The sequence below is a fragment of the Aestuarium zhoushanense genome (assembly GCF_056431045.1).
The window spans coordinates 576,591-600,658 of record NZ_JBWKMA010000023.1 but is presented as its reverse complement, the minus strand read 5'-3'; the positions used below and the strand labels follow the sequence as shown (position 1 = coordinate 600,658).

Sequence of the window (24,068 nt, the reverse complement as noted above, 5' to 3'; positions counted from 1 at the left end):
GTGCGAAACGCGGCCTGATTACAGGCTGCGCTCGATTTCTTCACGTTCGAAGATCTCGATAACGTCGCCTGGACGGATATCGTCGTAGTTCTCGAACGCCATACCGCATTCCTGACCGGACTGAACCTCGGCCACTTCATCTTTGAAGCGCTTGAGGGTCTTGAGCGTGCCTTCGTGGATAACAACGTTATCACGCAGCAGGCGCACACCAGCCGAACGACGGGCCACGCCTTCGGTGACCAGACAGCCAGCAACTTTGCCGACGTTGGAAACCTTGAACACCTCTTTGATGTTCGCGTAACCGATAAAGTTCTCGCGGATTTCTGCGGACAGAAGGCCAGATGCAGCAGCTTTGATGTCGTCAACGAGGTCATAGATGACCGAGTAGTAACGAATTTCAACGCCCTTCTGGTTCGCGGAGTTACGTGCCGGTGCGTTCGCACGAACGTTAAAGCCGATAACCGGGGTGCCCGATGCTTCTGCAAGACCAACGTCAGTCTCGGTGATCGCTCCAACACCGTAGTGAATAACGCGAACGCGGACTTCGTCGTTGCCGACTTTTTCCAGCGCCTGAACGATTGCTTCGGCAGAACCCTGAACGTCAGCTTTAACAACAACGGGCAGCTCAGAAACGTTCTCGTCTTCTTTCGCTTTCGCCATCAGCTGTTCGAGGGTGGTCGCTGCACCTGCCGCTGCGCGTTTTTCTTTCGCAGCATGAGCACGGTATTCAGCGATCTCACGCGCCTGCGCTTCGGTTTCGGTCACGTTCAGAACGTCACCTGCTTCCGGAGTGCCGTTGAGGCCAAGAACCTCAACAGGAACAGACGGGCCAGCCTCGTCAACACGCTCACCTTGGTCGTTGATCAGCGCGCGGACTTTACCCCACTGTTCACCCACAACGAAGATATCGCCGCGTTTCAGAGTACCGTTCTGGACCAGAACAGTTGCAACCGGACCACGACCCACATCGAGCTGAGCTTCGATCACAGCGCCCTGAGCAGCGCGGTTCGGGTTAGCTTTGAGTTCGAGGATTTCCGCCTGAAGCGCAATTGCTTCGAGGAGGCTGTCGAGACCCATGCCAGTTTTGGCCGAAACTTCAACGTCCTGAACGTCGCCAGACATCTTCTCGACCACGATTTCGTGCATCAAGAGGTCTGTACGGACCTTATCAGGGTTCGCTGATGGTTTATCGCACTTGTTGATCGCAACGATCATCGGAACTTTCGCCGCTTTTGCGTGAGCGATTGCTTCGATGGTCTGCGGCATCACGGCGTCGTCAGCCGCAACAACGAGAACAACAATGTCCGTGACCTGCGCACCACGAGCACGCATTGACGTAAACGCAGCGTGGCCCGGAGTGTCGAGGAACGACAGAACAGCGCCAGAGTCAGTGGTGACCTGATACGCACCGATGTGCTGGGTGATGCCGCCAGCTTCGCCAGATACAACGTTCGCCTTGCGGATCGCGTCGAGAAGCGAAGTCTTACCGTGGTCAACGTGTCCCATGATGGTGATGACCGGCGGACGCGGTTTCAGGTCTTCAGCTTTGTCCTGAACCTGCTCAATCGCCTGTTCAACGTCAGCATCCGACACACGTTGTACACGGTGGCCGAACTCTTCGATGATCAGTTCTGCGGTATCCGCGTCGATCGTCTGGTTCTGTGTCGCCATGATGCCGTTCTGCATCAGAGCTTTCACAACATCAGCCACACGTTCGGCCATACGGTTCGCAAGTTCTGCAACGGTGATCGCTTCAGGAAGCTGGACGTCACGCACGATTTTCTCGCGCTGCATTTGTCCACCCATCGCTTTTTGACGGGCTTTCTCTTGCTTACGCTTCATCGCCGCCATCGAGCGGTGACGACCGTCACCACCTGCCAGCGCATCATTCAGCGACAACTTACCAGAGCGGCGGCCGCCATCACGCGACGCCACTTTGGCTTTCGCGTTTTTCGCGTCATCACGGGCGTCGTCACGTTGACGATCAACCTTGCGCGGGCCAGCGCCCACGGAACGACCAGAGCGGTCATCCTCACCACCTGCCGGCGCAGCAGCGGCAGCAGGTGCCGGCGCAGCAGCGGCAGCTTTCTTTACTTCAGCAGCACGTGCGGCTTCTTCAGCTTCACGCTTTTTGCGCTCTTCTTCTTCCGCCTTCGCACGGAGCGCTTCTTCGCGCTCGCGCTCTTCGCGTTCTTTTGCTTCGATTTCGGCACGACGACGATCACGCTCTTCTTCGCGTGCTTTGTCTTCGGCCTCACGCCTTGCGGCATCTTCGGCTTCGCGGGCTTTCGCTACCGCGAGTGCCTTCATACGGCGTTCCAGTTCGGCATCAGAAATACCGGCTGGACGCTTGGAGGGGTCACCTACAGTTGGTCGTGTAGTGCCGCCTGGTTTGGCTGCACCTGGTTTGGGAACCACAACGCGTTTGCGCTTGGTCTCAACCACGACGTTCTTGGTGCGTCCATGGCTGAAGCTCTGCTTCACATTTCCCGAACCGCCACGCAGACCAAGAGGTTTTTTTCCGTCGTTATCGCTCATCTAGCTACTTTTTCCTTTCCGGTGGCCGAATTGCCGCCGTCAGTTATACGCATGCTTTTCAGCTTTGCGGCTTCCTCTACAACACGGTCGCTGAGTCCGCCATAAGCGAGCGCGCCATGTATCACACTTTGACGCCCGAAAGCCAAACCCAATTCATCAGCCGTGAGGCAGTCGAAATATCGGGCGCCTTCCGGCGTCCAGAGTTTGGTTTTTCCGCGCGCGGATCCATCGCTGGCCTGCAAGAGAACGCGAACACGTTCCCCACCTGCCAACCAGTCCTTAACTTTCTCAAAGCCGCCAATGGCATAGCCGCCCTTTCGAGCCAGTGCGATCAAATCAGTCACACGGCGCACAAGTTGACGCTCTACGTCATCGGCGAGCCCTTCAGGCACCGTCACAGGAGCCTTTGCAGATCGCGAAAAATGACCCTTTCCAGCCTGTTCCAGAGCACTACGAGTGGCTGAAACCCACATGCCCCGACCGGGAAGTTTCTCCATCACATCAGGATAGACCTGATTATCAGGACCAACCACAAAGCGGATCAACCCAGACACAGGCTGAACTTCGCCAGTGACGATGCACTTGCGTTCAGTTTCCATATCCCGATTTTTATGTTGTCCGCCACGGGTCATTCTCAAGAACTCCGAGGATTACTCCTCAGCCCCCTCTTCAATCTCATCTGCTGCGTCCGCTTCGAGCTCTTCAGGGTCAACCCAGCCAAGCATGACGCGAGCGGTCATGATCATGTCCTGAGCTTCTTCGAGGCTCACGTCGAACTTCTCAAGGACGCCATCGTCCTTGACGCGTTCGCCGTCCACAGTGGTCCAGCCGCCAGCCAATTCCCAGTCCGCGCAGGTCGCGAAATCTTCGAGCGATTTCACGCCGTCTTCGGCAAGGGCTTCGATCATTTGCGGTGTCAGACCTTCGAATTCAACGAGGCTGTCTTCGACGCCCAACTCACGTGCACGTTCCATCGCTTTGCGGTTCTGGGCTTCCAGAACGTCACGAGCGCGCGCTTGCAGTTCGTTTGCAGTGTCGTCATCAACGCCGTCGATCACGAGCAGTTCGTCAACGTCAACGTAGGCAACTTCTTCGAGGTTGGTGAAGCCTTCTGAAACCAGCAACTGAGCAAAGAATTCGTCCAGATCGAGGTTTTCCATGAACAGCTTGGTGCGCACTTCGAACTCGGCCTGACGACGTTTGGATTCTTCTTCCTCAGTCATGATGTCGATGTCGAGGCCGGTCAGCTGAGACGCCAGACGCACGTTCTGACCACGGCGACCAATCGCAAGCGACAGCTGTTCTTCAGGAACAACGACTTCGATTTTGCCAGCTTCTTCGTCCAGAACCACTTTCGACACTTCTGCCGGCTGCAGTGCGTTCACAAGGAAGGTTGGAGTATCTTCATTCCACGGAATGATGTCGATTTTCTCGCCTTGAAGCTCGTTCACAACGGCCTGAACACGGCTACCGCGCATACCGACGCAAGCGCCAACCGGATCAATCGAGTTGTCGAACGAGATAACAGCGATCTTTGCGCGCGAACCTGGGTCACGAGCAACCGCTTTGATCTCGATGATGCCTTCGTAGATTTCCGGCACTTCCATTTTGAAGAGCTCAGCCATGAACTCAGGAGCGGTACGCGACAGGAAGATCTGTGGGCCACGAGGTTCACGACGAACGTCTTTAACGTATGCACGAATACGGTCACCTGGGCGGTATGCTTCGCGGCCGATTTTCTCGTTACGACGCAGAACGGCTTCACCAGCACCTACGTCAACGATGACGTTGCCGTATTCTTCACGCTTAACGGAACCGTTGATGATGGTGCCTGCGCGGTCCTTGAATTCTTCGTACTGCTTGTCACGCTCAGCTTCGCGGACTTTCTGAAGGATAACCTGTTTAGCGGACTGAGCAGCAATACGGCCCAGTTCAACTGGCGGAACTTCCTCAGAGAACTCGTCACCAATTTGCGGGTCAGCCATATATTGCTTCGCCTGATCAACGGTGAACTCAGCCTGATAGTTCTCAAGATCTTCGTCAGCAACAACGGTACGAACACGGGTAAAGGTTGCTTTACCAGTTTTGCGGTCGATCGACACGCGAATGTCCATTTCCGAACCGTAACGCGATTTCGCTGCACGAGCGAGCGACTCTTCCATCGCTTCGACGACCAAGTTCGGGTCGATCATTTTCTCGCGGGCTACGGCTTCGGCTGTTTGCAGCAGCTCAAGCTGGTTGGCAGAGGTAATTGCCATGTCTCTTACTCCTCGTCGCCATCAATGATGGTTTCAACTTCATCATACTGGGCCTCATCGATTTGGCCCTTGTCTTTGCGACCGCGCAGAACTTCGCGGATCAATTCATCTGTCAGAACCAGTTTGGCATCTGACAGCCAGTCGAATTTCAGACCGATGGTGATGTCTTCGCCCTGCTCATCAAGCGTGATCAGAACTTCATCACCTTCGACGCCAGCAAGCTGGCCTTTAAAGCGCCGACGACCGTCGATCATCTCGCTGGTTTCGATCTTGGCCTCGTTGCCGGCCCATTGCTCGAAATCCTTGAGACGTGTCAGCGGACGATCGATACCGGGGGACGATACTTCGAGGCTGTAGGCCTCAATGATCGGGTCCTCGACGTCGAGCGTTGCCGAAAGCGCGGTCGAAATCTTAGCGCAGTCGTCAACCTCGATGGTGCCATCGGGTTTCTGCGCCATGACCTGCAAGGTGGTTTCCTTGAGGCTTTTCATCAAACGGACGCGCACAACTTCGTACCCCATGTCCTCAATGACAGGGGTAATAATTTCTGCGATCCGGCGGTCCAATGCCGCCTTGGCGATCAGATCAGTCATCTGTTCTCCAAAAACAAAAAAACGGGCTCGCGGCCCGTCGATCTTTCCCGGTGGAGCGTCGGGTCGGAACCGTCAGCGCCGCTGTTGAGAGGCCATATAGGCCCATACTGCTGAGTCTGCAAGGGAAACCGTCAGGCCACCCACCACCGTTCTGCCATGCGCGCGTTATCAATGGGCCAAAGGTTGCCAATCGACGTGGGGATTGCGACCCGATCCGAGGTTGCACCGATCCAATTTGCAAACGCGGGAATAATTGCACCGCCCTGATCGCGTAGGATTTTCTGCATTTCAGAGTAGAGTTCTGACCGCAGATCAGGGTCAAATTCCGCCCGCGCCGCGACAAGCAACTGTTCGAACCGTCCATCCGCCCAGCGCGTATCATTCCAAGGGCTACCTGCATGATAGGCCGTCGAGAGCATCCAGTCTTCGGTCACTCGACCTGACCAATAGGTCGCTGCAAATGGCTGGCTCCCGAATGTGTCGCCCCGATACCCAACAGATGCCGCCTCTATGATCTGAATATCAATGCCCGCTGGCGCGGCAGCCGTGCGGAACAGATCGACCGCAGACGAATTCATCGCGACATCAGACGTGAACAGATCAACAGAAACGTTCGACAGCCCAGCCTGACGCAAATGCCATGCGGCACGCTCAGGGTCATGAGCCAGAGGTTCGAGCCCCGCATAGAACTGGTTCGCAGGTCCAATCGGGCTATCCGCCGCGACCCGTCCGTGACCATGCAGCACCTGATCAACAATCGCCTGCCGATCGATGCCGTGCTTGAGCGCCAGACGAACATTCAGATCATCAAACGGAGCCGTATCTGTCCGCATTCCAAACGCGAGGTGCATATTCCCGGTCGTCTCGACGATATTTATCCGCGGATGGGTCGAAAGCCGCGATACGGCAGCAGGGTCCACCCGATCAACAGCATCCACCTGACCTGTAAGAAGCGCATTCATACGCCGCGCACGATCATTCATCGCCACGTATTCAACGCGGTCGAACCAACCTGCCGAGCCGTCTTTGTAATGGCTCTGCACGCGACGACCGACAAACCGTACCCCCGGTTCAAAGCTTTCAACGCGGTAGAGGCCAGTGCCAATCCCGTGGGCGATCGCTTCATCGATCTGACCAGAGGGGTAGATGATCAGGTGATAGTCGGACAGCAAATACGGAAAATCAGCATTCCCAGAAGTCAGCGTGAATCGCACCTGATGGTCCGACAAACGAGATATGTTCTGAATGCCATCGACAATAACCCGCGCGCCTGATGCCGTTCCACGATGTAGATCAAAACTGTCGATTACATCCTGCGCGACAAACGGTTTGCCGTTGTGAAAACTCACGCCACGCCGCAACGCAACCGTCCAAATACGTCCGTCCGCCGATGACTCCCAGCTTTCGGCGAGCTCACCGACCAACGATCCATCCGCCGTCACTTCGGTCAGACAATCAAAAACAGCGCCCTGCCCGCAGGCTATCATGAAACTGTCTGAAAACGTCCGTGCATCCCAACTGTCCAGCGGCGATGCCCCCGAAAGACCAACAGTGAGTCGTCCACCAACAGAACCCGCACGCGCCGATACGCCCGATGCAGTCAAAACCGCAGCGGCGATACCGTATTTCAGCAGGTTTCTTCGTTTGTAGGACTGCACCTGTGCAGACTCCGTTTGGGTTCAACTTGAATACCGTAGCGAAGCAAATCGCTTGGGTCCATGCCATCCAAGAACTTGTTGGGAGCCAGCAGGTTACCCGCAGCCTCCTTATGGATGAATGGCTATTAAAACTCCGCCGCGATCTCATCCATGATCCGCACCAATTCCCGCGTGATCCCCGGCTCAGACAGCGCATGACCCGCCTGTGGGATCATCCGCATCCGCGAGCCAATCCAGCCTTTGTGCAGTTTGTAAGCCGAAGTCGGCGGGCAGATCATGTCGTAGCGACCTTGGACAATATGGCCTGGGATACCGCGCAGACGGTGAAGGTTATTCAAGATCGCAGTGTCTTCGGTCAGGAACCCCTTGTTGATAAAGTAATGGTTCTCTAGCCGCGAAAATGCCCGCGCGTATTCCCCCGGTGCTTCGCCTGCAAAACCATTGGATTCGATGGATGCCAGCGCGTTCTCCCAATTGGCCCAAGCCCGCGCATAACGTGTCTCCTCCATCAGGTTCCCGCTGAACAAACGACGGTGATAGGCGCCGATCATATCGTCCCGCTCTTCCTCAGGAATGAGGCTTTCGAAACGGGCCCAAAGGTCTGGCCAGAACGCACCCGCGCCACCACCATAGAACCAATCCAGCTCTGGATCGGTCATAAGGAATACGCCGCGCAGGATCAAACCCAACACGCGTTCAGGATGGGTCTGCGCGTAGATCAAGGCCAGCGTCGCGCCCCAACTTCCGCCAAAGGCAAACCAACGTCCAATATTCAGGGTCTCACGGATCTTCTCCATATCCGCGACAAGGTCCCACGTCGTGTTCGCCTCGATGCTCGCATGAGGTAAGGACCGACCACATCCACGCTGATCGAACAGAACGATACGATACACGTCTGGGTCGAAATAACGCCGCATCGCAGGGCTACAACCGCCACCCGGTCCGCCGTGAACAACGATGACAGGCACACCGTCACGGCGACCACATTGTTCGACATACACTCTGTGCCCGTCACCCACATCCAGCATCTGCTGGTCAAATGGGTCGATCGGGGGATAAAGGTGCGGCACCGCGCGTCTTTGACCTGAGACTTTGTCCATGTCACCTCTATATAGCACGGTAAACCGCCAGACCATTCCCCCTTTGGAGGCAAAGATGACCCAGACGACCGTTGATCCCGCAGAAGTTGCCAAATTCGAAGCTATGGCAGCGGAATGGTGGGATCTTGAGGGCAAGTTCAAGCCGCTCCACATGATGAACCCAATCCGGCTGAAATACATCACCGAACAAATCGCAGCGGAGTTTGGTCGTGATCTGGACGACGACAAACCGTTTGCGGGGCTGCGAATTCTGGATATCGGATGCGGTGGCGGCCTCTTGTGCGAACCGATGGCGCGTCTGGGTGCCACGATTGTAGGCGTCGATGCGGCCGAACGGAACATCCCCGTGGCCCAAGCCCACGCTCGTCAATCTGGCCTCGACATCGATTACCGTTGGACCACCGCCGAAACGATGGCTGCTGCGGGTGAACAGTACGACGTGGTTCTCAACATGGAAGTGGTGGAACATGTGGCTGATCCACTGGCCTATCTGACCGCCTGCCAGCAACTCTTGAAGCAAGGCGGGCTGCACATCTGTTCGACTATCAATCGCAACCCCAAGAGCTTTGCCGTTGCGATTTTAGGTGCGGAGTATGTGATGCGCTGGCTGCCAAAAGGCACGCACGAATGGTCAAAGTTCATCACGCCAGACGAACTCTATGACTTGATCCGCAAGGGCGGCCTCGACCCCGTTGATCGCAAAGGGTTCGTGTTCAATCCAGTGCTATGGACATGGTCGATCAGTGATCGTGATTTGTCAGTGAACTACGTCACCGCATCGATCAAACGTTAATCGTTTTCGCTCAGCTGCAATCGCAGCTCGCGCAACACAGGCAGGACGGCGCGGACTTTTTCTGCGCCGACCTTATCAACGAGCCCCGCAATCACGGGCGTCATAGCAGCAAGTGCCGCATCACGCGCGGCAAGACCCGCAGGGCTGATAGCCACCAACTTGCGTCGTGCATCATCCCAGTCAGGGCGAATATGCACCCAACCTGCCCAATCTAGTTTCCCCAGCGTATTCGTCATCGCACCTCGGGTCAGGTGAAACGTCTTTGCCAATTGCGCTGGCGTGCGTTCATCACCAGCATGAGCAAGGTGATTCAGAACGGAAAAATGGGACAGTTCCATACCCTTGGGCAGCACGCGAACAACATTGGCGCGGGCCAACTGATCCACGGTCAAGATCTCGCTAAAGAGCGAAACGGCAAGGTTATTTGAATTCTTGTCCATCCGGTCCCCTAAAAACTCGATCATGCAACAAAGACGGTACGCGCGCCCGTGCTTGTGCCACCTCATCGGGGTTCAAATCAATGAAAACAATACCTTCGTCTACTCCAGCATCGACTAAAACCTCTCCCCAAGGAGAGATTACCATCGAATGACCGTAGGTTTGACGTGGTTTGCCCGAAAGCACAGCGTGATTGCCTGTTTGTGCTGCAGCCAGAACATAGGCTCCGTTTTCAATCGCGCGCGCCCGCAAGAGAGGTTCCCAATGCGCGGCGCCCGTGACGGGTGAAAACGCAGCAGGGGCCAGTAGGATCGTCGCACCCGCCTGACAAAGCGCACGATGCAAATACGGGAACCGAACATCGTAACACACCGTCAGCCCCAAAATGCCAAAGGGCGTTTCGCATGTTACCGCCTCTTCGCCTGGTCGGAACCCTGCGGATTCGCGAAACGTTTCAGTCTCAGAGACCTGAACGTCGAACATATGGATTTTATCATAACGGGCGCGGATCGACCCATCGGGCGCGATCACGAAGGACCGATTGGCAAAACGCCCATCTTCATCCCCCGTTTTGATCGCGAGCGAACCGATAGCGAGCCAAATTCCATGCTCAGCCGCAGCATCGCGCAGCCCTGCCAAAACGGGATCATCTGCTTCGAGGTGTAGAACGCCGTTCTGATGCTGCCGATCTTGGCTAATGATGTTCGTCACTTCGGGCGTCAGGACGAACCCAGCACCACCAGCAACGGCCGATGCAATCATCTCTTTGACCCGCGACAGGTTCGTCAGCGGATCGTCACTTGAACTGATCTGTAAAAGCGCAGCCCTCACGCCAGCATCGGGTCGAGCTTACCCGCGCGTTCAAGAGCGAATAGATCGTCGCAGCCCCCAACATGGGCGCCATCAATGAAAATCTGTGGCACGGTGCGGCCACCATTGGCGCGCTCCACCATTTCAGCGCGACGATCGGGATGCTCGATCACGTCGATCTCAGTAAAGGCGACACCTTTGGAGGTCAGCAGATGCTTTGCGCGGTGGCAAAAGCCACAAAACGGGGAGGAGTAGATTTCTACGGGTTTCATAACGGACCTTTCGTGTTCACCCGTATATTTAGGTTTCTTTATACGCTCGCGCCAGTGTCAGAACGCAAACCTGCTTTGCGCCAGCCAAACGCGCCCCTTCAGTCGCCGCAGCAAGAGTAGCGCCAGTGGTCATCACATCGTCGATGATCAGAACGGAACGCCCCCGCATACGGCAGCCATTTTTAGGATGTGGTCGGATTGAACCTTGCTGGACAGCAAGTCGGGCCTCGCGCGACATGCCTTCAGTCGGCCGCGTGCGGTGCACCTTCGCCAAACCATCAACGACAACGGGACGACCCAAAATACGCCCTGTTTCGGCAGCTAAAAGGGCCGATTGGTTGAACCTGCGCCGAAACAACCGCGTCCAATGCAGCGGAACCGGAACAATCACCGTATCATCGCTCAACAACGGACGGGCCGCGCGGGACAGCATCGCCGACAGCATTGGAACAAGGTCTTGTCGGTCCCCGTGCTTGAGCGACAGAACCAGCTTTCGCCCTCCACCTGAATACCCAAACACAGTCCGCCCAGTTGCCCAAGGTCGCGGCTCGGCCAGACATTCGTCGCAGAGCGCGGTTTCATCCTCACCCATCAGCGGCACACCACAATGGTCGCAGACCAAACCATTCACGAAATCCGTGGTGGCCCAACAGTCAGGACATAGGCCAAAGTCAGCGTCGGTGAGTTGATCACATAGGCCACACTGACGCGGCAGAACCATGCGGACAACACTATGCAACATCGTTGGTATTCCCTAAACAAAGGGCATGAGAACCCCGCCAAATATCGCCGACCGCGCATCGCTAGACCGCAACCGGTCTCGTATGACTGCAACATTCATGCTCGATGCTGTGGCAGACGAGATTCAGGAAAGACTGATCGAGGTTAACAGGCCGTTTAACGCGCCCGCGATTGTCTCTAGTCAGCCTGAATATTGGGCGACGCACTTCCCTGACGCGGTCCAAGTGGCAGATACCGATTTACTAGCCCTTGATGCAGGTCGGCATGATCTCGTGATCCATGCGATGTCGATGCATTGGGCCAACGATCCCATCGGCCAAATCGTCCAGTCTCGTCACGCTCTCAAACCCGATGGCCTGTTTTTGGGCGCGATGTTCGGGGGACAAACGCTCCACGAACTACGGAGCGTTCTAGCCGAAGCCGAGAGTCGCGTGACGGGCGGCCTATCGCCACGCGTCGCCCCAATGGCAGAGATCCGCGACCTAGGTGCGTTGTTGCAGCGATCAGGCATGGCGTTGCCCGTTGCGGACGCGATGCCACTGAATGTGACCTACGAGGATGCTTGGGCGCTGATGCGTGACCTTCGTGCGATGGGTGAGGCCAACGCGCTGTCGCAACGACTACGAAAGCCGACCCGCCGCGCAGTCTTTGCGGAGGCGGCAAAGCTATATGCCGAACACTTTAGCGATGCGGACGGGCGTATTCGTGCAACATTCGAAGTGATCTTTTTAACGGGCTGGGCTCCTGATGAGAGCCAACAAAAGCCCCTCCGCCCAGGATCAGCCACGGCGCGACTGGCGGACGCACTTGGTGCAAAAGAACTCAACCTGCCCCAGACGGATGATTGACCCATCGGGGTTTTGACATATCTCTGGCCCAAACTACGGAACGGGACTGACATGAAAGACGTAAAGAACACTGGCGGATTGGCGAAATGCCCCGTCCACGCACCAGCCGACCACCCCGCCATCAAACCGCGCCGTATCGGCATTTTGCTGGCAAACCTAGGTACGCCTGATGCGACCGATTACTGGTCGATGCGCCGATACCTGAGCGAGTTTTTGTCGGACAAACGTGTCATCGATTACCCAGCGTGGAAATGGCAACCAATCCTGCAGGGCATCATTCTTTCGATCCGTCCGCAAAAATCTGGTGCTGCCTATCGCTCTATCTGGAACACTGAAAAAGACGAAAGCCCGTTGATGACGATCACACGGGACCAAACCACTGCGATCCGTGCGAGCTTGAACGGGTTGTTCGGTGAACAAGTGATCGTCGATTTCTGCATGCGCTACGGCAATCCATCAACGGAATCGAAGGTCCGCGAGATGGTTGATGCAGGCTGTGACCGCATCCTGTTTTTCCCTCTCTATCCGCAATATGCGGGCGCGACATCAGCCACGGCAAACGATCAGTTCTTCCGTGCGCTGATGAAGGAAAAATTCCAGCCCGTCGCCCGTATCGTACCGCCCTATTTCGAAGATCCCGCTTATATCGACGCACTAGCGGCATCAGTGCAGCGTGCCTATGACGCGATGGACGAAAAGCCATCAATGTTGGTTTGCTCATACCACGGTTTGCCGAAACGATACTTGACCGAAGCGGGCGACCCCTATCACTGCCATTGCGCCAAAACCACGCGCCTCTTGAAAGAACGGCTTGGTTGGGATGACACGCAGATCAAAACGACTTTCCAGTCGAAATTTGGCCCCGAAGAATGGCTTCAGCCCTACACCGTCGAAGAGGTCGCCCGCCTTGCCGAACAAGGTCACAAACACATTGCAGTGATCGCACCTGCCTTCAGCGCCGATTGCATCGAAACGCTGGAAGAAATCAACGAAGAGATCAAAGAGAGCTTTGAAGAGGCGGGGGGCGAGCATTTCAGCTACATTCCATGCCTCAACGATGACCCAGCGCATATCGAAGCGCTGACTGGCATCATCATCCAGAACCTCAAAGGCTGGATTGGGTAAAAGAAAAGGGCCGGTTGCATCGCAACCGGCCCAATCTTGTCACTGAGACTTCGAATTAGTTCGAAGCTGCAGCAGCGATCAGAGCAACCAGGATCAGCGGAATGATCAGGCCCGAAGCGGACGACGAAGTCGCTGCTTCTTCAACAACTACTGGCTCAACAGTTACAACCGGAGCCATGCCACCTGCGAAAGCAGCAGAAGCGAAACCGGTGAAAGCAGCGGCGAGAGCGATTTTTTTCATAACAATTCTCCAATTTTCTTGTCGCAGGAACCTAAGTGTTGAGGACGGTCCGCGACAGTCAAGACTTACCTCGTGTACGAGTGTAAACTAGATAATCAGGCGTTCTGCCAAGAGGTTTTCTTATTTTCGCCACAAAAGATTTTGTGATTGTGGTTAAATCAGCAACACCTGAGTGCCTACTTTGGTCAATCCATAAAGCTCGGCGATGTGTTCATTGTACAGGCCGATACACCCGTTCGACGACCGACGACCGATTTTGCGCGTGTCATGGGTGCCGTGGATTCGGTAATACTGCCACGACAGATAGAGGGCGTGGGTCCCAAGTGGGTTATCTGGCCCCGGCCCAATGTAGTCTGGCCATTCGGGGTTCCGTTCTAGCATCGACGGTGTCGGACGCCATTCAGGCCCAATAACGCGACGCACAATCTCTGTTTTACCCAAGCGGGTAAGGTCGGCCGTCAACGGCACAGAGGTCGGGAAGAGCTTGTAAACAGACTGATCTTCGGACCAGAAATGAAGTGCACGGCTCTGCGTATCGACCAATATCGCACCGTTGCGAAGGGTGTCGAAATACGGGCGCCAATCCAAGGATCGGAAGCTCGAGATGTTCCGTTGAACCGAATGCGAGATATCGCTTTCGATTTCGGTCGAACCTTCGGTCTGCGCGACGCTGCGGGTGCCGATGGTTGCGGCGGCAGCGGCCACAAATGCACGGCGGCTAAATTTCGGGTCGGTCATGTCTGTATGCTCCGGCGTGGTAAGGTCCACGGTTGTTTGATGATGAAATACGCTTTTGTGCTGTTTCATTCAATTCACACATAGCGGAGATCGGCCAAACCTTGCGCAACTGGGTTTGAATTGCCACGAATCAACGGTTATGAGTTTCGCGTCTAACAGGAGTTCATCATGAATCGTCGTCACGTTATGTTCGGGTTCGCGGCTTTGGGTCTTGCGGGCTGCACGTTGGGTAACGGGCCGCGTCTTGGTCCAGATGGGCTCCCTCTGCCGTCTATCTATGTCATCGAACCAAGCGACGAGGCCGCGATCGAGTATCGGATGCTCGACGGTGTGAACGTTCTGCGTCAGGCACGAGGCCTGACACCGCTTACGCTGAACGCCCAATTGAACGCGGCTGCCGCGACTCATTCGCGTGACATGTCCCTCCAGAACCGTCCGTGGCACTTTGGATCGGACGGCTCCTCGCCGCTCGACCGTGGTCGTCGCGTTGGCTATTCGGGCCAGATCTTGGGTGAAAACATCTCTGAAACCTTCGAGACAGAGATGCAAACCTTGGCTGCCTGGCTTGAACAGGCAGACACCCGCGATGTGATTCTTGACCCCAGCGCCCGCGAAATGGGTTTTGCGTGGTTCCAAGAATCCAACGGCAAAATCTGGTGGACCTTTGTGACGGGCAAGCCCCTTTAAGGGTATATAAAGATTGGCGTTCCGTTCGGGACCATCGCGTAAATCTCTTCGATCTCAGCGTTCGAAACAGCGATACAGCCCGCCGTCCAATCAATGCTGCTATCCGCGAGTGATGGCGTCCCGTGGATAAAGATTTCACCACCTGGGGCGCGGCCTTGCGAGGCGGCATAGGCTCTGTCCTGAGCGTTCGGATATGAAATGCCGAGCGACAGGTGATAAGCCGAATTCGGATTCCGACGGTTGATCACATAGGTTCCTTCGGGCGTTTTACCGTCACCTTCGAACTGTTTGTGCCCTTCGGGGGCAAATCCCATGCGGATGTCGTAGCTCCGCATCACATCGGTATCGTGCATAAGATACATGCGACGCGCACCTTTGTTCACCACAATCGACGTCACCTCTGGTCCGTCATAGGACACAAATTTCGACGTGCGCCCGCATGACGATAGGCCAAGCGCGATGGTTAGGATCAATAGAATCCGTGTGAACATTGGGTACTGCCTCGATGCGATTTTCGCTTTTATTGCGCACCGTTTACACGAATTTGAATCCGCCGCCTAGCTACCCAAATTGACATCAATTGCGCGTAAATGCAGCAACGACCTCGGTATGGTGAGACCAACGGAACTGATCGACAACCGTCACGGGGCCAAGCGTAAAGCCCGCATCAATCAATGTCTTCGCATCACGAGCAAACGTCACTGGATTGCACGACACCATTGCCACCGTTGCAACTTTGGACTCAGCAATTTCAGCAACTTGAGCCTCTGCACCCGCACGCGGCGGGTCGATCACGATAGCGTCGAATTCATTCATTTCATCGGGCAAAAGTGGACGGCGGAACAGGTCACGCGTCTCAACGGAAACGCGGTGCAACCCGCCAGTGCTGCGCCAACCACGGTCCAATGCGTCCATCATCTCTCGGACGCCCTCAACCGCATGAACCGAGGCCTTCCGCGCCAAAGGCAGGGTAAACGTCCCCGACCCCGCAAAGAGGTCCACGACCTTATCCGCGTCGCCGACAATCGCGCTCACCGCGTCTTGTAGGGCTTTCTCACCATGCTTTGTCGCTTGTAGGAATGCCCCAGGCGGTGGCACGACGAGCGATCCACCGAAATCCTGACGCGGCGGGTGGATGGTCACAACGGGTTCATCAACCCAAACCAAACGGGCGATCCCGTATTGGTTCGCCCACTGCGCCAGATCGACCCGTAGATCGGTCGTGAGTTCTTTTTCAGTCTGAATATGGACATCGGGACCATCGACACTCAGGCTTACAGTCATCGCGACTTCAGCCTTCCGGCTCGCCGCGAGGGCTGTCAGTGCATTGAGCGCGGGAAGGGTTGCGATCAGTTCTGGCGCCAAAAGCTGACAATCGGGCACCTCAACCAGCGTGTCAGAGGCACGTGCGTGAAATCCGACCAAAGTTCCCTTTTTCGTGCGACGGCCAGCCAGTTTTGCACGGCGACGGGATTTGATCGGGCTTGTGATCGTGTCCGCGATGGTCGTTTCAATCCCCTGCGCCGACAGAGCGCGTTCAACAGTCGATGCCTTCCAAGCCGCAACAAAGGCGTCAGACGCATGCTGCATCGCGCAGCCGCCGCAGGATCTATAATGGCGGCACGGTGGGCTAACTCGGTCAGCCGAAGGTGAGACGATGCGAACGCCATCATCTGTCACTTCAACTTCTTCTAGGGGAAGCGTACGCGGAACCATCGTGCCGTCTTCGGCGCGACCTAAACCAGTGTGTGTGAGGCTTTGAATCTTCATGGCGCTTCCTTAGCGGGGCAATTCATCCAGCGCTAGAGATCAGAGCATCTCGCGACAACGTAAATCCAGAGGCTATCCAATCCGCTTCGAGTTTGCGGAGCCGTTCGCCCAATGCAGCCCCCGTAAATGCTGGCATAAGATCAGCCGCCTTGACGGGAAACGATTGCTGCATGGCATGCAGCACAATCGCCAGTTCGTCGGGATCAATTGGTTGCCCCATTGATGCCTGCCGCACGAGGTAGCTGTCTTCGGCAGTATCTTTGCACCGATACCCTAGTTCGCCCAAATCCATACTGATGCCAGCCTGAATAGCCTCAAGCCGCCGCTTGTCCGTGTTCGACAACCGCAACCGTTCAGGAACATCCTCGCCCCCAATGACTGCCAATCGACGGATCGGATCAGGACTACGGTCGCCCTCTAAATGCACAAGAATCGCGAGGCTTTGTGCCTGCGCACCGGGGAGGACCGCATAAAGAACTCCGCTCGCCGCCATTGCTACCATCGCAGGCGCAGGGTCAGCAGCAGACAGTAGTTTACGCATTTCAGAACCAACACGCTCCGCCGACAATTGGGCCAAACCATCGAGGTTTTCAGCACAGGCGGCCAATCCATCCGCATCGATGCCCAGCGCAGGATCGCCATACCAAGCCGAAAAACGGAAGAATCGAAGGATGCGCAAGTAATCTTCGCGAATACGCTGATCCGCATCACCGATGAATCGAAGGTGCCCAGCGCGAAGGTCGAGCAAACCATTCATGGGGTCAAACACCTCACCATTCGGCGCGGCATACAGCGCGTTCATCGTGAAATCACGGCGGCGGGCGTCCTCATCCATCGTGTCGGCAAAATCGACGACCGCGTGACGACCATCGGTGTCCATATCCCTGCGGAAGGTGGTAATCTCGAATGGGATACCGTCAGCGACTACGGTGATTGTGCCGTGATCAATGCCTGTCGGGATCGCCTTCAAACCGGCCTGTTTTGCCTGCTTTAGAGTCTGTTCTGGCCGCGCATCGGTCGAAATATCCAAATCCGACACGGGTTGCCCAAGCAGAGCATTCCGCACGCACCCACCGACAAAATAGGCCTGAAACCCGCCGTCCGTCAGCGCCTTGCATACTGCTTGCGACGCGGAGTGCGTTAACCACTCTGCCGTCAGTCGCATAGTCGTTCCGCCAATCCACGCAACATCCGCGCTGTGGCCCCCCAAATGTAATACGGGCCATAGGGCGCGGTGAAATAATACCGTCGGCGTCCCTGCCAACGACGCCCCTCAATCCGATAATTCGTGCGATCAGCGATATGGTCAAACGGGACGGTAAAGACCTCCTCAACCTCGCCAAGTTCAGGAACGGGGGTCCAGTCGCCACGGATCATCGCGACAACTGGTGTCGCAACGTAGCTGGTGACGGTTTCGTGTGACGGCAAGGTTCCCAAGACATTGACCTGAGCAGGGTCCAAACCGACCTCCTCCTGCGCCTCACGCAAGGCCGCATCGATCAAGGTCTCGCCCTGCTCAACCTTCCCACCGGGAAAGGCGATCTGGCCTGGGTGATGTTTCAGCCGCGCGGACCGTTTGGTCAGCAAAAGCCGACCATCCTCGTGGAACGCAACCAAAACCGCGGCTGGTTTCAACAAGCGGTTTTCAGGGAGCTTGGTATCTGGGTTCAGGTCGAAATCAGAGGTTTCACCGCCCTGAGCATGCAAGGCGGCGATCAGGCGGTCTTCTGCCTTATTCCTCTGAATCATCCGGTTTTTCCGTTGCTTCGAACCCGAGCGTTTTCGGGTCAAACTGGTAATGCGCGCCACAGAATTGGCAATCTGCGGTTACGATACCCTCTGGAGTGGTCATATGTGCAATATCTTTTGCCGAATAAATCGACAGACTTTGACGAACACGGTCCGACGAACACGAGCAGCCGAATTTCACGGCTTGAGCATCATACACACGGGGGCGTTCCTCGTGGAACAGACGGACCAAGAGGTCGGTCGGCGGGACCACTGGCCCGATCAATTCCAGAGAGTCGACCGTGTCTAGCAGGATGTTCGCGCGGTTCCAGTTTTCACCTTCGTCCTCATCCAACAGATCAGCAGCCGTCAGAACGCCTTCTTCGCCAGTCGCTTCCTCGCCTTTGGCAAATGGAGACGCCTTTGGCATGTGCTGCAGCATCACACCACCAGCGCGCCACGCCTCGTCTTTGCCTGGAAGGGTGGATTTACCGAACGACAGCTCAAACCGTGTCGGGAGCTGTTCGGACTGCGCGAAATATGTTTCAGCGCAGGCCGAGAGCGATCCGCCCGCAATCGGTGTGATGCCTTGATATGGGGTGGTGCCCTGCCCTTGGTCGATGAGGATCGCGAAATAACCCTGTCCAATCATCTCGAACGGGGGCTTCGACGGATCGAGGCGGGTTTCGTCGAACGACGCGTAACCACGAATACGACCGATCTCGCCCTCGGATTGCGGCGCGTAATAGTCCGTCGCGATCAGACGCGCTGGCCCGCTACCCCGAACCTGAAGGGACAGTTTCCAACGCAGTTTCAGCGTTTGACCGATCAGAGCCGTCAGCAGAGCCATCTCTGCGACCAAGGCTTCGATCTGGTCTGGGTAATCATGCTGCTCCAAGACGCGGTTCAGCACCCCGTCCAAACGGGCCACACGACCACGCACGTCCGACGCATCGAGTTGAAACGGGAGTACAGTGTCGTCCCAAGCGATCTGGCTGCCGAGTGTCATAGGCTTTCCTTGTTAGGCGAGGTTTGGCATACCGCGTCCATATAAGCGCATCAAGCGCAGGTCCAAGGGGTATTATCATGAGTATTCGATTTGGTGAGCCGATCCGGCGCGACGTGAAATACAAATTGCGCCCCGGCGCTTATGCCATTTTGCCCCTCGGTGGACGGCTTTTGCTGACCCATCAGGCGGACCCTGAGGACGAATATCAGCTCCCCGGCGGTGGCATCGACGCAGGCGAAAGCCCGATTGCCGCGCTTCACCGCGAAGTGTTCGAGGAAACAGGCTGGCACATCGCAACCCCACGTAAAATTGGGTTTTATCGCCGTTTCTGCTATATGCCTGATTACGATATGTGGGCCGAAAAAATCTGCCACATCTATCTCGCGCGCCCTGTCGCACGCATTAGCGCCCCGACCGAAGCAGGTCACACGGCGCTTTGGATGGACAAAGACGCGGCCGAGGTTCTCGTATCAAACGAGGGCGACCGCGCCTTTATCGCGTCACTTTAATCGATCAACGGACGTTTTTCGATCAGGTGACCGTAAAGCGTGGTCAGAATGCTGATTCCGACCATGATGAATACCCAGTTCACAGCCACATCCAAAACAAACGCGATGATGCCCGCAAAGTTATAGACCTGACCGATGATCAAGCTGATCAAGAAGTTCAGGACAGCCAAAATCACAGATACACCGAAAATGGTGCCAGACATCGGCTTGGTCGCAGCCATGGATTCGGAGACTTTGAGCGGTTCACGCAGTGCGGTTGCAGGGAGAACCAGACCGATACGCAGCCAAATATATGAGACCGCAAAACCCAATGCGACGCCGAGGAAGATCGCCACCCCCATTGAAGCCGTCACCGCTGTTAGAAAGCCGATAACAAAGGCAAAAGCAAACGCGACCAACGCAACGAGTAACGACAGAACCAATGTCTTTCCGATGTAGGCGCCAATCGGTTGACCCTTAAACGCAGGCAACATCCCCGGATATTGTTCCAGTAAGACAAAGCGGTGCCATGCAACTGCGATCCACGCGAAGACGACCGTGAAGATGACGATCGCAAGCAGGACGAACATCAAAGCAGCGCCAGCATTAGAACTGCGACCTTGTTCCATCTGAGAAATAAAATCGAAATTCAGGCCTAACCCGAAAAAGCTGATACCGATCAGCAATAGACCGATCAGGATCGGTCCGACCGACACTTTAAGCGCTTCAGCGAGGTTGCCGAAGATCATGTTGAAAGAGTGTAAAATCAATTTCCACGCCATAACGTAGCTCCTATTTAAATATTTCGCAGAAAGAGCCACGATCACCCCCCTTCCGTCAATGGGCTTCCCTTGCTTGCGCCATGAAAAGAAGGTATCGCCCTGTCGATCTTATTAAAGGAGAGCCCGATGTCTGCACCCAAGAAAGTGGTCCTCGCCTATTCCGGCGGCCTCGACACGTCGATCATTCTGAAATGGTTGCAGACCGAATACGGCTGCGAAGTTGTTACCTTCACTGCTGACCTTGGTCAGGGCGAAGAACTGGAACCTGCACGTGCCAAGGCTGAAATGCTCGGCATTAAATCCGAAAACATCTACATCGAAGACGTTCGTGAAGAATTCGTTCGCGACTTCGTCTTCCCGATGTTCCGCGCCAACGCTGTTTACGAAGGTCTCTACCTGCTCGGCACCTCGATCGCGCGTCCGCTGATCTCCAAACGTCTTGTTGAGATCGCGCACGCCACTGGTGCTGACGCTGTGGCCCACGGCGCAACAGGCAAAGGCAACGATCAGGTGCGTTTCGAACTGTCCGCATATGCGCTCGACCCGTCGATCAAAGTGATCGCACCTTGGCGCGAATGGGATCTGACCTCGCGCACCAAACTCATCGAGTTTGCTGAACAGAACCAGATTCCGATCGCAAAAGACAAACGCGGTGAGGCACCGTTCTCTGTCGACGCGAACCTCCTGCACACTTCGTCCGAAGGTAAAGCGCTGGAAAATCCAGCCGATGCAGCACCGGAATACGTCTACCAGCGCACCGTTTCGCCGGAAGAAGCACCCGATACGCCTGAGTTCATCGAAGTTACCTTTGAAAAAGGTGACGCAGTCGCGATCAATGGCGAGGCAATGTCGCCCGCAACGATCCTCACCGCTTTGAACGAATACGGTCGCAAGCACGGCGTTGGTCGTCTCGACTTTGTTGAGAACCGCTTTGTCGGTATGAAATCGCGCGGCATCTACGAAACTCCGGGCGGCACCATCCTGCTCGAAGCACACCGTGGTATCGAACAGATCACCCTCGATTCCGGCGCTGGCCACCTCAAAGACAGCCTAATGCCGCGTTATGCCGAGCTGATCTACAACGGCTTCTGGTTCTCGCCTGAGCGCGAAATGCTGCAAGCTGCCATCGACAAATCGCAAGAGCACGTCACTGGCACCGTTCGCCTGAAACTCTACAAGGGTTCGGTCAATACCGTTGGCCGCTGGTCGGATCACAGCCTCTATTCCGAAGCACACGTCACGTTCGAGGACGATGCTGGTGCATACGATCAGAAAGACGCTGCAGGCTTTATCCAGCTGAACGCTCTGCGCCTGAAGCTTTTGGCTGCACGCAACAACCGCGTCAAAGGTTGACGCAGCGTTTCAATTGCGCAATTGATGGCCGCTCCCTAGCCGTATGTCACGGCAGATACAGGGGGTGGCCATGTTATTTTCAGAGATCGTAGAACGGCTATCAAAAGGGCTAGACCCAAGCCGTTTGAGCGACGTTCTAAAGTTCGACTGCGGGCAAGATGGCGTTGTCACGCTTGGTCCCAATGGGGTCGGTACCGTAGATCAAGATGCCGATTGTACCATCGCAATAACGACCGAAAACCTTGCCAAGCTGCTCGCTGGAAAGCTGAACCCGATGACGGGTGTGGTGACTGGCAAACTAAAGATTTCTGGTAATCCAGCTGTCGCCATGAAACTCGGTAAGTTACTGGGCTAGCAGCGTATTTTCAGTTTTTCGAGACGGTCATGATGCGGGATCGCCTGCTCTAGCAGAGCTTCGTGCTCTGCCTTAACGGCGGGCTGTGGACCCTCTGCGCCGGCAAATCCTGTCGAATTATGAACGGCGTCATACCAAACTTTGGCCCAGACGCCGTCAGCAAGATGCCCACCCGTGGGCCACGACAGCATCGCTGAGTCCCAAACCAGACCCAACGCATCACACAATGCGCGCAGCATACCTTCGGGATTTTGGCGTATGTCAAAGCTATCAATCACAATGGGCTGTTTTCCATCCGCGACGAGTTGATCGAACAGCTCGCTCTGCTGGGTGAACCCAATATCGGCCAAAGTCAGGTCGGCATACTTCTTCGAAAAACTCGCGATCACACGGGCCGGATGACGCAATAGAAACACATTCTCTACCGCAGAAATCCAATCGCGCGGAATGTCGGGCAGCATGTGTTGGCACATGTGTTTTTGGTAGTAATGAGGTTTCCCCGATGGAATGGGCCCCAAAAGATCGTCAACGACCGCCACAGCATCCGTTTTCTGCGAGGCGATCACCTCATCCCGCATCGGGTGATCCAATCCCGTTTTCACCAGATAGGCAGCGTAAAACGGCTCATCGACAACGGCGAAGTCCTCGCGCGCGCCGAAAGAATACATCATCGCCGTCGAAAGGTTCCTTGGCCCAGACCACATCGCGATCCGCATCAGTTTGCCTCGCTTTCGATCAATGCTTTGTAGAGGTCACGAATGCGCTGCGTCACGGGCCCCATTGTGCCCGTTCCGATCTGCCGTCCATCGATTTCTGACACAGGTGTTTGCGCACCGAATGTACCCGTAAGGAATGCCTCATCCGCGCCGTAAGTATCGACAAGAGAATAGTTTTTCTCGAACACTGGAATGCCGTTCTGACGACAGACGTCGATCACTTTAGCCCGCGTAATCCCATTCATGCAGTAGTCGCCCGTGCTCGTCCAAACCTCGCCCTTTCGAACGATAAAGAAGTTGCACGCGTTGGTCGTGTTCACAAACCCATGCACGTCGAGCATCAGGGCTTCGTCCGCGCCGGCTTTTTCCGCCGCTATGCAGGCGAGGATGCAATTCAGTTTAGAGTGGCTGTTCAGCTTCGGATCTTGGGTCATCGGCAACCCACGGATATGCGGAACTGTGGCCAGACGGATCGGACGCGGAATGGAGGGTTTCGAATGTTCCATGATGATCGTCACCGTCGGTCCCTGACGCGACAGTGACGGATGTTGAAACGGACGACTTTTGACACCGCGCGTCACCATCAACCGCGCATGCGCATCTGTTGTCATCTCATTCGCCGCCCGCGTTTGTTCGAGCGCACCAATCACCTCGGCACGGGTCATCCCGATATTGAGGTCGATCGCCTTGGCCGCCTCGAACAGTCGATCCATATGATCGTCGAGAAACGCCCAGCGCCCGTCGTATAGACGCAGCCCCTCCCATACGCCGTCACCCAACATGAAGCCTGAATCATAGACCGACACCAAAGCTTCGGCTTTGGGGACGATACGACCGTTTAGGTAAATGAGGATGGCTTCGTTTCGGCTGTCTTCTTCCGCTTGGTGCGTGGTCACATGTGTCATCGCATCCTCCTTTTGATCAAAAGGCTAGACGCGAGATTGGGCGTAGAAAAGCGAAAAATCGGCTTTAGCTCAGCGTGGAATTCAACGACCAAAATTGCCGAGCGGGACGAGAGAATCCAAAT

At 55.7% G+C, this 24,068-nt stretch carries 27 protein-coding genes; 7 read left to right on the top strand and 20 right to left on the bottom strand.

The genetic code is table 11. The annotated features are described in order from the left end of the window. Nucleotides 1–18: 18 nt before the first annotated feature. The 6 genes from infB to pip all read right to left on the bottom strand — a co-directional run bounded on the left by infB (nt 19) and on the right by pip (nt 8,147). Entirely contained in the window at nt 19–2,538 is a 2,520-nt protein-coding gene (infB, locus tag AC07ED_RS14675) for a translation initiation factor IF-2 (RefSeq protein ID WP_105236161.1), read from the bottom strand. After that, entirely contained in the window at nt 2,535–3,170 is a 636-nt protein-coding gene (locus AC07ED_RS14670; protein ID WP_067552522.1) for an RNA-binding protein, read from the bottom strand. Before AC07ED_RS14670 ends, infB begins: the two co-directional genes overlap by 4 nt. 18 nt (nt 3,171–3,188) lie before the next feature. Then, nucleotides 3,189–4,796 (bottom strand): transcription termination factor NusA, encoded by a 1,608-nt coding sequence (gene nusA, locus AC07ED_RS14665; RefSeq protein ID WP_105236162.1) that lies wholly within the window; start codon nt 4,794–4,796, stop codon nt 3,189–3,191. A 5-nt stretch (nt 4,797–4,801) separates the two neighbouring features. Further along, the gene (rimP, locus tag AC07ED_RS14660) at nt 4,802–5,389 is read right to left on the bottom strand and encodes a ribosome maturation factor RimP (protein ID WP_067552516.1); all 588 of its coding nucleotides are present in this window, start codon (nt 5,387–5,389) and stop codon (nt 4,802–4,804) included. Nucleotides 5,390–5,520: 131 nt separating this feature from the next. After that, nucleotides 5,521–7,047: an ABC transporter substrate-binding protein gene (locus AC07ED_RS14655; RefSeq protein WP_105236163.1), complete on the bottom strand. Its 1,527-nt coding sequence runs from the start codon at nt 7,045–7,047 to the stop codon at nt 5,521–5,523. Between the two features lie 125 nt (nt 7,048–7,172). Further along, nucleotides 7,173–8,147 carry a prolyl aminopeptidase gene (pip, locus tag AC07ED_RS14650; protein WP_105236164.1) on the bottom strand — a complete coding sequence of 325 codons (975 nt, stop codon included), beginning with the start codon at nt 8,145–8,147 and terminating at the stop codon, nt 7,173–7,175. Between the two features lie 55 nt (nt 8,148–8,202). On the opposite strand from pip, the gene ubiG reads away from it, so the two are divergent. Then, nucleotides 8,203–8,940 (top strand): bifunctional 2-polyprenyl-6-hydroxyphenol methylase/3-demethylubiquinol 3-O-methyltransferase UbiG, encoded by a 738-nt coding sequence (ubiG, locus tag AC07ED_RS14645; RefSeq protein WP_105236165.1) that lies wholly within the window; start codon nt 8,203–8,205, stop codon nt 8,938–8,940. Here ubiG and AC07ED_RS14640 read toward each other — a convergent pair. The 4 genes from AC07ED_RS14640 to AC07ED_RS14625 are packed head-to-tail and all read right to left on the bottom strand — an operon-like array spanning nt 8,937 to nt 11,202. Continuing rightward, entirely contained in the window at nt 8,937–9,380 is a 444-nt protein-coding gene (locus AC07ED_RS14640; protein ID WP_067552504.1) for a MarR family winged helix-turn-helix transcriptional regulator, read from the bottom strand. The genes ubiG and AC07ED_RS14640 overlap by 4 nt on opposite strands. Beyond that, complete coding sequence (locus AC07ED_RS14635) at nt 9,361–10,209, bottom strand: carbon-nitrogen hydrolase family protein (RefSeq protein WP_105236166.1); 849 nt, start codon at nt 10,207–10,209, stop codon at nt 9,361–9,363. Before AC07ED_RS14635 ends, AC07ED_RS14640 begins: the two co-directional genes overlap by 20 nt. Next, nucleotides 10,206–10,460: a glutaredoxin 3 gene (gene grxC / locus AC07ED_RS14630; protein ID WP_067552498.1), complete on the bottom strand. Its 255-nt coding sequence runs from the start codon at nt 10,458–10,460 to the stop codon at nt 10,206–10,208. The genes AC07ED_RS14635 and grxC overlap by 4 nt, the downstream gene beginning before the upstream one ends. Nucleotides 10,461–10,488: 28 nt before the next feature. Beyond that, nucleotides 10,489–11,202, bottom strand: coding sequence for a double zinc ribbon domain-containing protein (locus AC07ED_RS14625; protein WP_245918097.1), 714 nt, complete (start codon nt 11,200–11,202; stop codon nt 10,489–10,491). Nucleotides 11,203–11,227: 25 nt separating this feature from the next. On the opposite strand from AC07ED_RS14625, the gene AC07ED_RS14620 reads away from it, so the two are divergent. Together AC07ED_RS14620 and hemH are read left to right on the top strand one after the other, a co-directional pair. Continuing rightward, a complete protein-coding gene (locus AC07ED_RS14620; protein WP_105236167.1) occupies nt 11,228–12,049 on the top strand; it encodes a methyltransferase domain-containing protein in 822 nt (273 codons plus the stop codon). Between the two features lie 51 nt (nt 12,050–12,100). After that, nucleotides 12,101–13,174: a ferrochelatase gene (gene hemH / locus AC07ED_RS14615; protein WP_105236168.1), complete on the top strand. Its 1,074-nt coding sequence runs from the start codon at nt 12,101–12,103 to the stop codon at nt 13,172–13,174. 55 nt (nt 13,175–13,229) lie between these two features. On the opposite strand, the gene AC07ED_RS14610 is transcribed toward hemH, so the two are convergent. Further along, a complete protein-coding gene (locus AC07ED_RS14610; protein WP_067552489.1) occupies nt 13,230–13,415 on the bottom strand; it encodes a hypothetical protein in 186 nt (61 codons plus the stop codon). A 153-nt stretch (nt 13,416–13,568) separates the two neighbouring features. Beyond that, complete coding sequence (locus AC07ED_RS14605) at nt 13,569–14,153, bottom strand: L,D-transpeptidase (protein WP_067552486.1); 585 nt, start codon at nt 14,151–14,153, stop codon at nt 13,569–13,571. Between the two features lie 168 nt (nt 14,154–14,321). Here AC07ED_RS14605 and dalA point away from each other — a divergent pair, with 168 nt between their 5' ends. Beyond that, nucleotides 14,322–14,840 (top strand): divisome-associated lipoprotein DalA, encoded by a 519-nt coding sequence (gene dalA, locus AC07ED_RS14600; RefSeq protein ID WP_105236169.1) that lies wholly within the window; start codon nt 14,322–14,324, stop codon nt 14,838–14,840. On the opposite strand, the gene AC07ED_RS14595 is transcribed toward dalA, so the two are convergent. The 5 genes from AC07ED_RS14595 to hslO all read right to left on the bottom strand — a co-directional run bounded on the left by AC07ED_RS14595 (nt 14,837) and on the right by hslO (nt 19,347). Further along, on the bottom strand, nt 14,837–15,331 hold the full coding sequence (locus tag AC07ED_RS14595) for a L,D-transpeptidase family protein (RefSeq protein ID WP_105236170.1): 495 nt from the start codon (nt 15,329–15,331) through the stop codon (nt 14,837–14,839). The two genes, dalA and AC07ED_RS14595, sit on opposite strands and share 4 nt — an antisense overlap. Nucleotides 15,332–15,416: 85 nt before the next feature. Continuing rightward, a complete protein-coding gene (locus tag AC07ED_RS14590) occupies nt 15,417–16,610 on the bottom strand; it encodes a class I SAM-dependent RNA methyltransferase (RefSeq protein ID WP_105236171.1) in 1,194 nt (397 codons plus the stop codon). Between the two features lie 22 nt (nt 16,611–16,632). Then, entirely contained in the window at nt 16,633–17,775 is a 1,143-nt protein-coding gene (locus AC07ED_RS14585; protein ID WP_105236172.1) for a CCA tRNA nucleotidyltransferase, read from the bottom strand. Then, entirely contained in the window at nt 17,766–18,359 is a 594-nt protein-coding gene (locus AC07ED_RS14580; RefSeq protein ID WP_105236173.1) for an NUDIX hydrolase, read from the bottom strand. Before AC07ED_RS14580 ends, AC07ED_RS14585 begins: the two co-directional genes overlap by 10 nt. Then, nucleotides 18,343–19,347: an Hsp33 family molecular chaperone HslO gene (gene hslO / locus AC07ED_RS14575; RefSeq protein ID WP_105236174.1), complete on the bottom strand. Its 1,005-nt coding sequence runs from the start codon at nt 19,345–19,347 to the stop codon at nt 18,343–18,345. Before hslO ends, AC07ED_RS14580 begins: the two co-directional genes overlap by 17 nt. A 77-nt stretch (nt 19,348–19,424) precedes the next feature. Here hslO and AC07ED_RS14570 point away from each other — a divergent pair, with 77 nt between their 5' ends. Beyond that, nucleotides 19,425–19,856 (top strand): NUDIX hydrolase, encoded by a 432-nt coding sequence (locus AC07ED_RS14570; protein WP_105236175.1) that lies wholly within the window; start codon nt 19,425–19,427, stop codon nt 19,854–19,856. On the opposite strand, the gene AC07ED_RS14565 is transcribed toward AC07ED_RS14570, so the two are convergent. Further along, the gene (locus AC07ED_RS14565; protein WP_105236176.1) at nt 19,853–20,617 is read right to left on the bottom strand and encodes a hypothetical protein; all 765 of its coding nucleotides are present in this window, start codon (nt 20,615–20,617) and stop codon (nt 19,853–19,855) included. The genes AC07ED_RS14570 and AC07ED_RS14565 overlap by 4 nt on opposite strands. A 126-nt stretch (nt 20,618–20,743) precedes the next feature. On the opposite strand from AC07ED_RS14565, the gene AC07ED_RS14560 reads away from it, so the two are divergent. Beyond that, complete coding sequence (locus tag AC07ED_RS14560) at nt 20,744–21,970, top strand: argininosuccinate synthase (protein WP_067552461.1); 1,227 nt, start codon at nt 20,744–20,746, stop codon at nt 21,968–21,970. 70 nt (nt 21,971–22,040) lie between these two features. Next, nucleotides 22,041–22,325 (top strand): SCP2 sterol-binding domain-containing protein, encoded by a 285-nt coding sequence (locus AC07ED_RS14555; RefSeq protein ID WP_105236177.1) that lies wholly within the window; start codon nt 22,041–22,043, stop codon nt 22,323–22,325. Here the strand turns inward: AC07ED_RS14555 and AC07ED_RS14550 are convergent. Beyond that, complete coding sequence (locus AC07ED_RS14550) at nt 22,322–23,041, bottom strand: sulfotransferase-like domain-containing protein (RefSeq protein WP_105236178.1); 720 nt, start codon at nt 23,039–23,041, stop codon at nt 22,322–22,324. The two genes, AC07ED_RS14555 and AC07ED_RS14550, sit on opposite strands and share 4 nt — an antisense overlap. Further along, complete coding sequence (locus AC07ED_RS14545) at nt 23,041–23,946, bottom strand: D-amino acid aminotransferase (RefSeq protein WP_105236179.1); 906 nt, start codon at nt 23,944–23,946, stop codon at nt 23,041–23,043. Before AC07ED_RS14545 ends, AC07ED_RS14550 begins: the two co-directional genes overlap by 1 nt. Nucleotides 23,947–24,068 lie beyond the last annotated feature (122 nt).

What these genes read in the sequence shown, in the direction of transcription:
- infB (WP_105236161.1), bottom strand. Translation starts at nt 2,538, where the DNA reads ATGAGCGATAACGACGGAAAAAAACCTCTTGGTCTGCGTGGCGGTTCG.
- AC07ED_RS14670 (WP_067552522.1), bottom strand. Translation starts at nt 3,170, where the DNA reads ATGACCCGTGGCGGACAACATAAAAATCGGGATATGGAAACTGAACGC.
- nusA (WP_105236162.1), bottom strand. Translation starts at nt 4,796, where the DNA reads ATGGCAATTACCTCTGCCAACCAGCTTGAGCTGCTGCAAACAGCCGAA.
- rimP (WP_067552516.1), bottom strand. Translation starts at nt 5,389, where the DNA reads ATGACTGATCTGATCGCCAAGGCGGCATTGGACCGCCGGATCGCAGAA.
- pip (WP_105236164.1), bottom strand. Translation starts at nt 8,147, where the DNA reads ATGGACAAAGTCTCAGGTCAAAGACGCGCGGTGCCGCACCTTTATCCC.
- ubiG (WP_105236165.1), top strand. Translation starts at nt 8,203, where the DNA reads ATGACCCAGACGACCGTTGATCCCGCAGAAGTTGCCAAATTCGAAGCT.
- AC07ED_RS14640 (WP_067552504.1), bottom strand. Translation starts at nt 9,380, where the DNA reads ATGGACAAGAATTCAAATAACCTTGCCGTTTCGCTCTTTAGCGAGATC.
- grxC (WP_067552498.1), bottom strand. Translation starts at nt 10,460, where the DNA reads ATGAAACCCGTAGAAATCTACTCCTCCCCGTTTTGTGGCTTTTGCCAC.
- AC07ED_RS14625 (WP_245918097.1), bottom strand. Translation starts at nt 11,202, where the DNA reads ATGTTGCATAGTGTTGTCCGCATGGTTCTGCCGCGTCAGTGTGGCCTA.
- AC07ED_RS14620 (WP_105236167.1), top strand. Translation starts at nt 11,228, where the DNA reads ATGAGAACCCCGCCAAATATCGCCGACCGCGCATCGCTAGACCGCAAC.
- hemH (WP_105236168.1), top strand. Translation starts at nt 12,101, where the DNA reads ATGAAAGACGTAAAGAACACTGGCGGATTGGCGAAATGCCCCGTCCAC.
- AC07ED_RS14610 (WP_067552489.1), bottom strand. Translation starts at nt 13,415, where the DNA reads ATGAAAAAAATCGCTCTCGCCGCTGCTTTCACCGGTTTCGCTTCTGCT.
- AC07ED_RS14605 (WP_067552486.1), bottom strand. Translation starts at nt 14,153, where the DNA reads ATGACCGACCCGAAATTTAGCCGCCGTGCATTTGTGGCCGCTGCCGCC.
- dalA (WP_105236169.1), top strand. Translation starts at nt 14,322, where the DNA reads ATGAATCGTCGTCACGTTATGTTCGGGTTCGCGGCTTTGGGTCTTGCG.
- AC07ED_RS14595 (WP_105236170.1), bottom strand. Translation starts at nt 15,331, where the DNA reads ATGTTCACACGGATTCTATTGATCCTAACCATCGCGCTTGGCCTATCG.
- AC07ED_RS14590 (WP_105236171.1), bottom strand. Translation starts at nt 16,610, where the DNA reads ATGAAGATTCAAAGCCTCACACACACTGGTTTAGGTCGCGCCGAAGAC.
- AC07ED_RS14585 (WP_105236172.1), bottom strand. Translation starts at nt 17,775, where the DNA reads ATGCGACTGACGGCAGAGTGGTTAACGCACTCCGCGTCGCAAGCAGTA.
- AC07ED_RS14580 (WP_105236173.1), bottom strand. Translation starts at nt 18,359, where the DNA reads ATGATTCAGAGGAATAAGGCAGAAGACCGCCTGATCGCCGCCTTGCAT.
- hslO (WP_105236174.1), bottom strand. Translation starts at nt 19,347, where the DNA reads ATGACACTCGGCAGCCAGATCGCTTGGGACGACACTGTACTCCCGTTT.
- AC07ED_RS14570 (WP_105236175.1), top strand. Translation starts at nt 19,425, where the DNA reads ATGAGTATTCGATTTGGTGAGCCGATCCGGCGCGACGTGAAATACAAA.
- AC07ED_RS14565 (WP_105236176.1), bottom strand. Translation starts at nt 20,617, where the DNA reads ATGGCGTGGAAATTGATTTTACACTCTTTCAACATGATCTTCGGCAAC.
- AC07ED_RS14560 (WP_067552461.1), top strand. Translation starts at nt 20,744, where the DNA reads ATGTCTGCACCCAAGAAAGTGGTCCTCGCCTATTCCGGCGGCCTCGAC.
- AC07ED_RS14555 (WP_105236177.1), top strand. Translation starts at nt 22,041, where the DNA reads ATGTTATTTTCAGAGATCGTAGAACGGCTATCAAAAGGGCTAGACCCA.
- AC07ED_RS14550 (WP_105236178.1), bottom strand. Translation starts at nt 23,041, where the DNA reads ATGCGGATCGCGATGTGGTCTGGGCCAAGGAACCTTTCGACGGCGATG.
- AC07ED_RS14545 (WP_105236179.1), bottom strand. Translation starts at nt 23,946, where the DNA reads ATGACACATGTGACCACGCACCAAGCGGAAGAAGACAGCCGAAACGAA.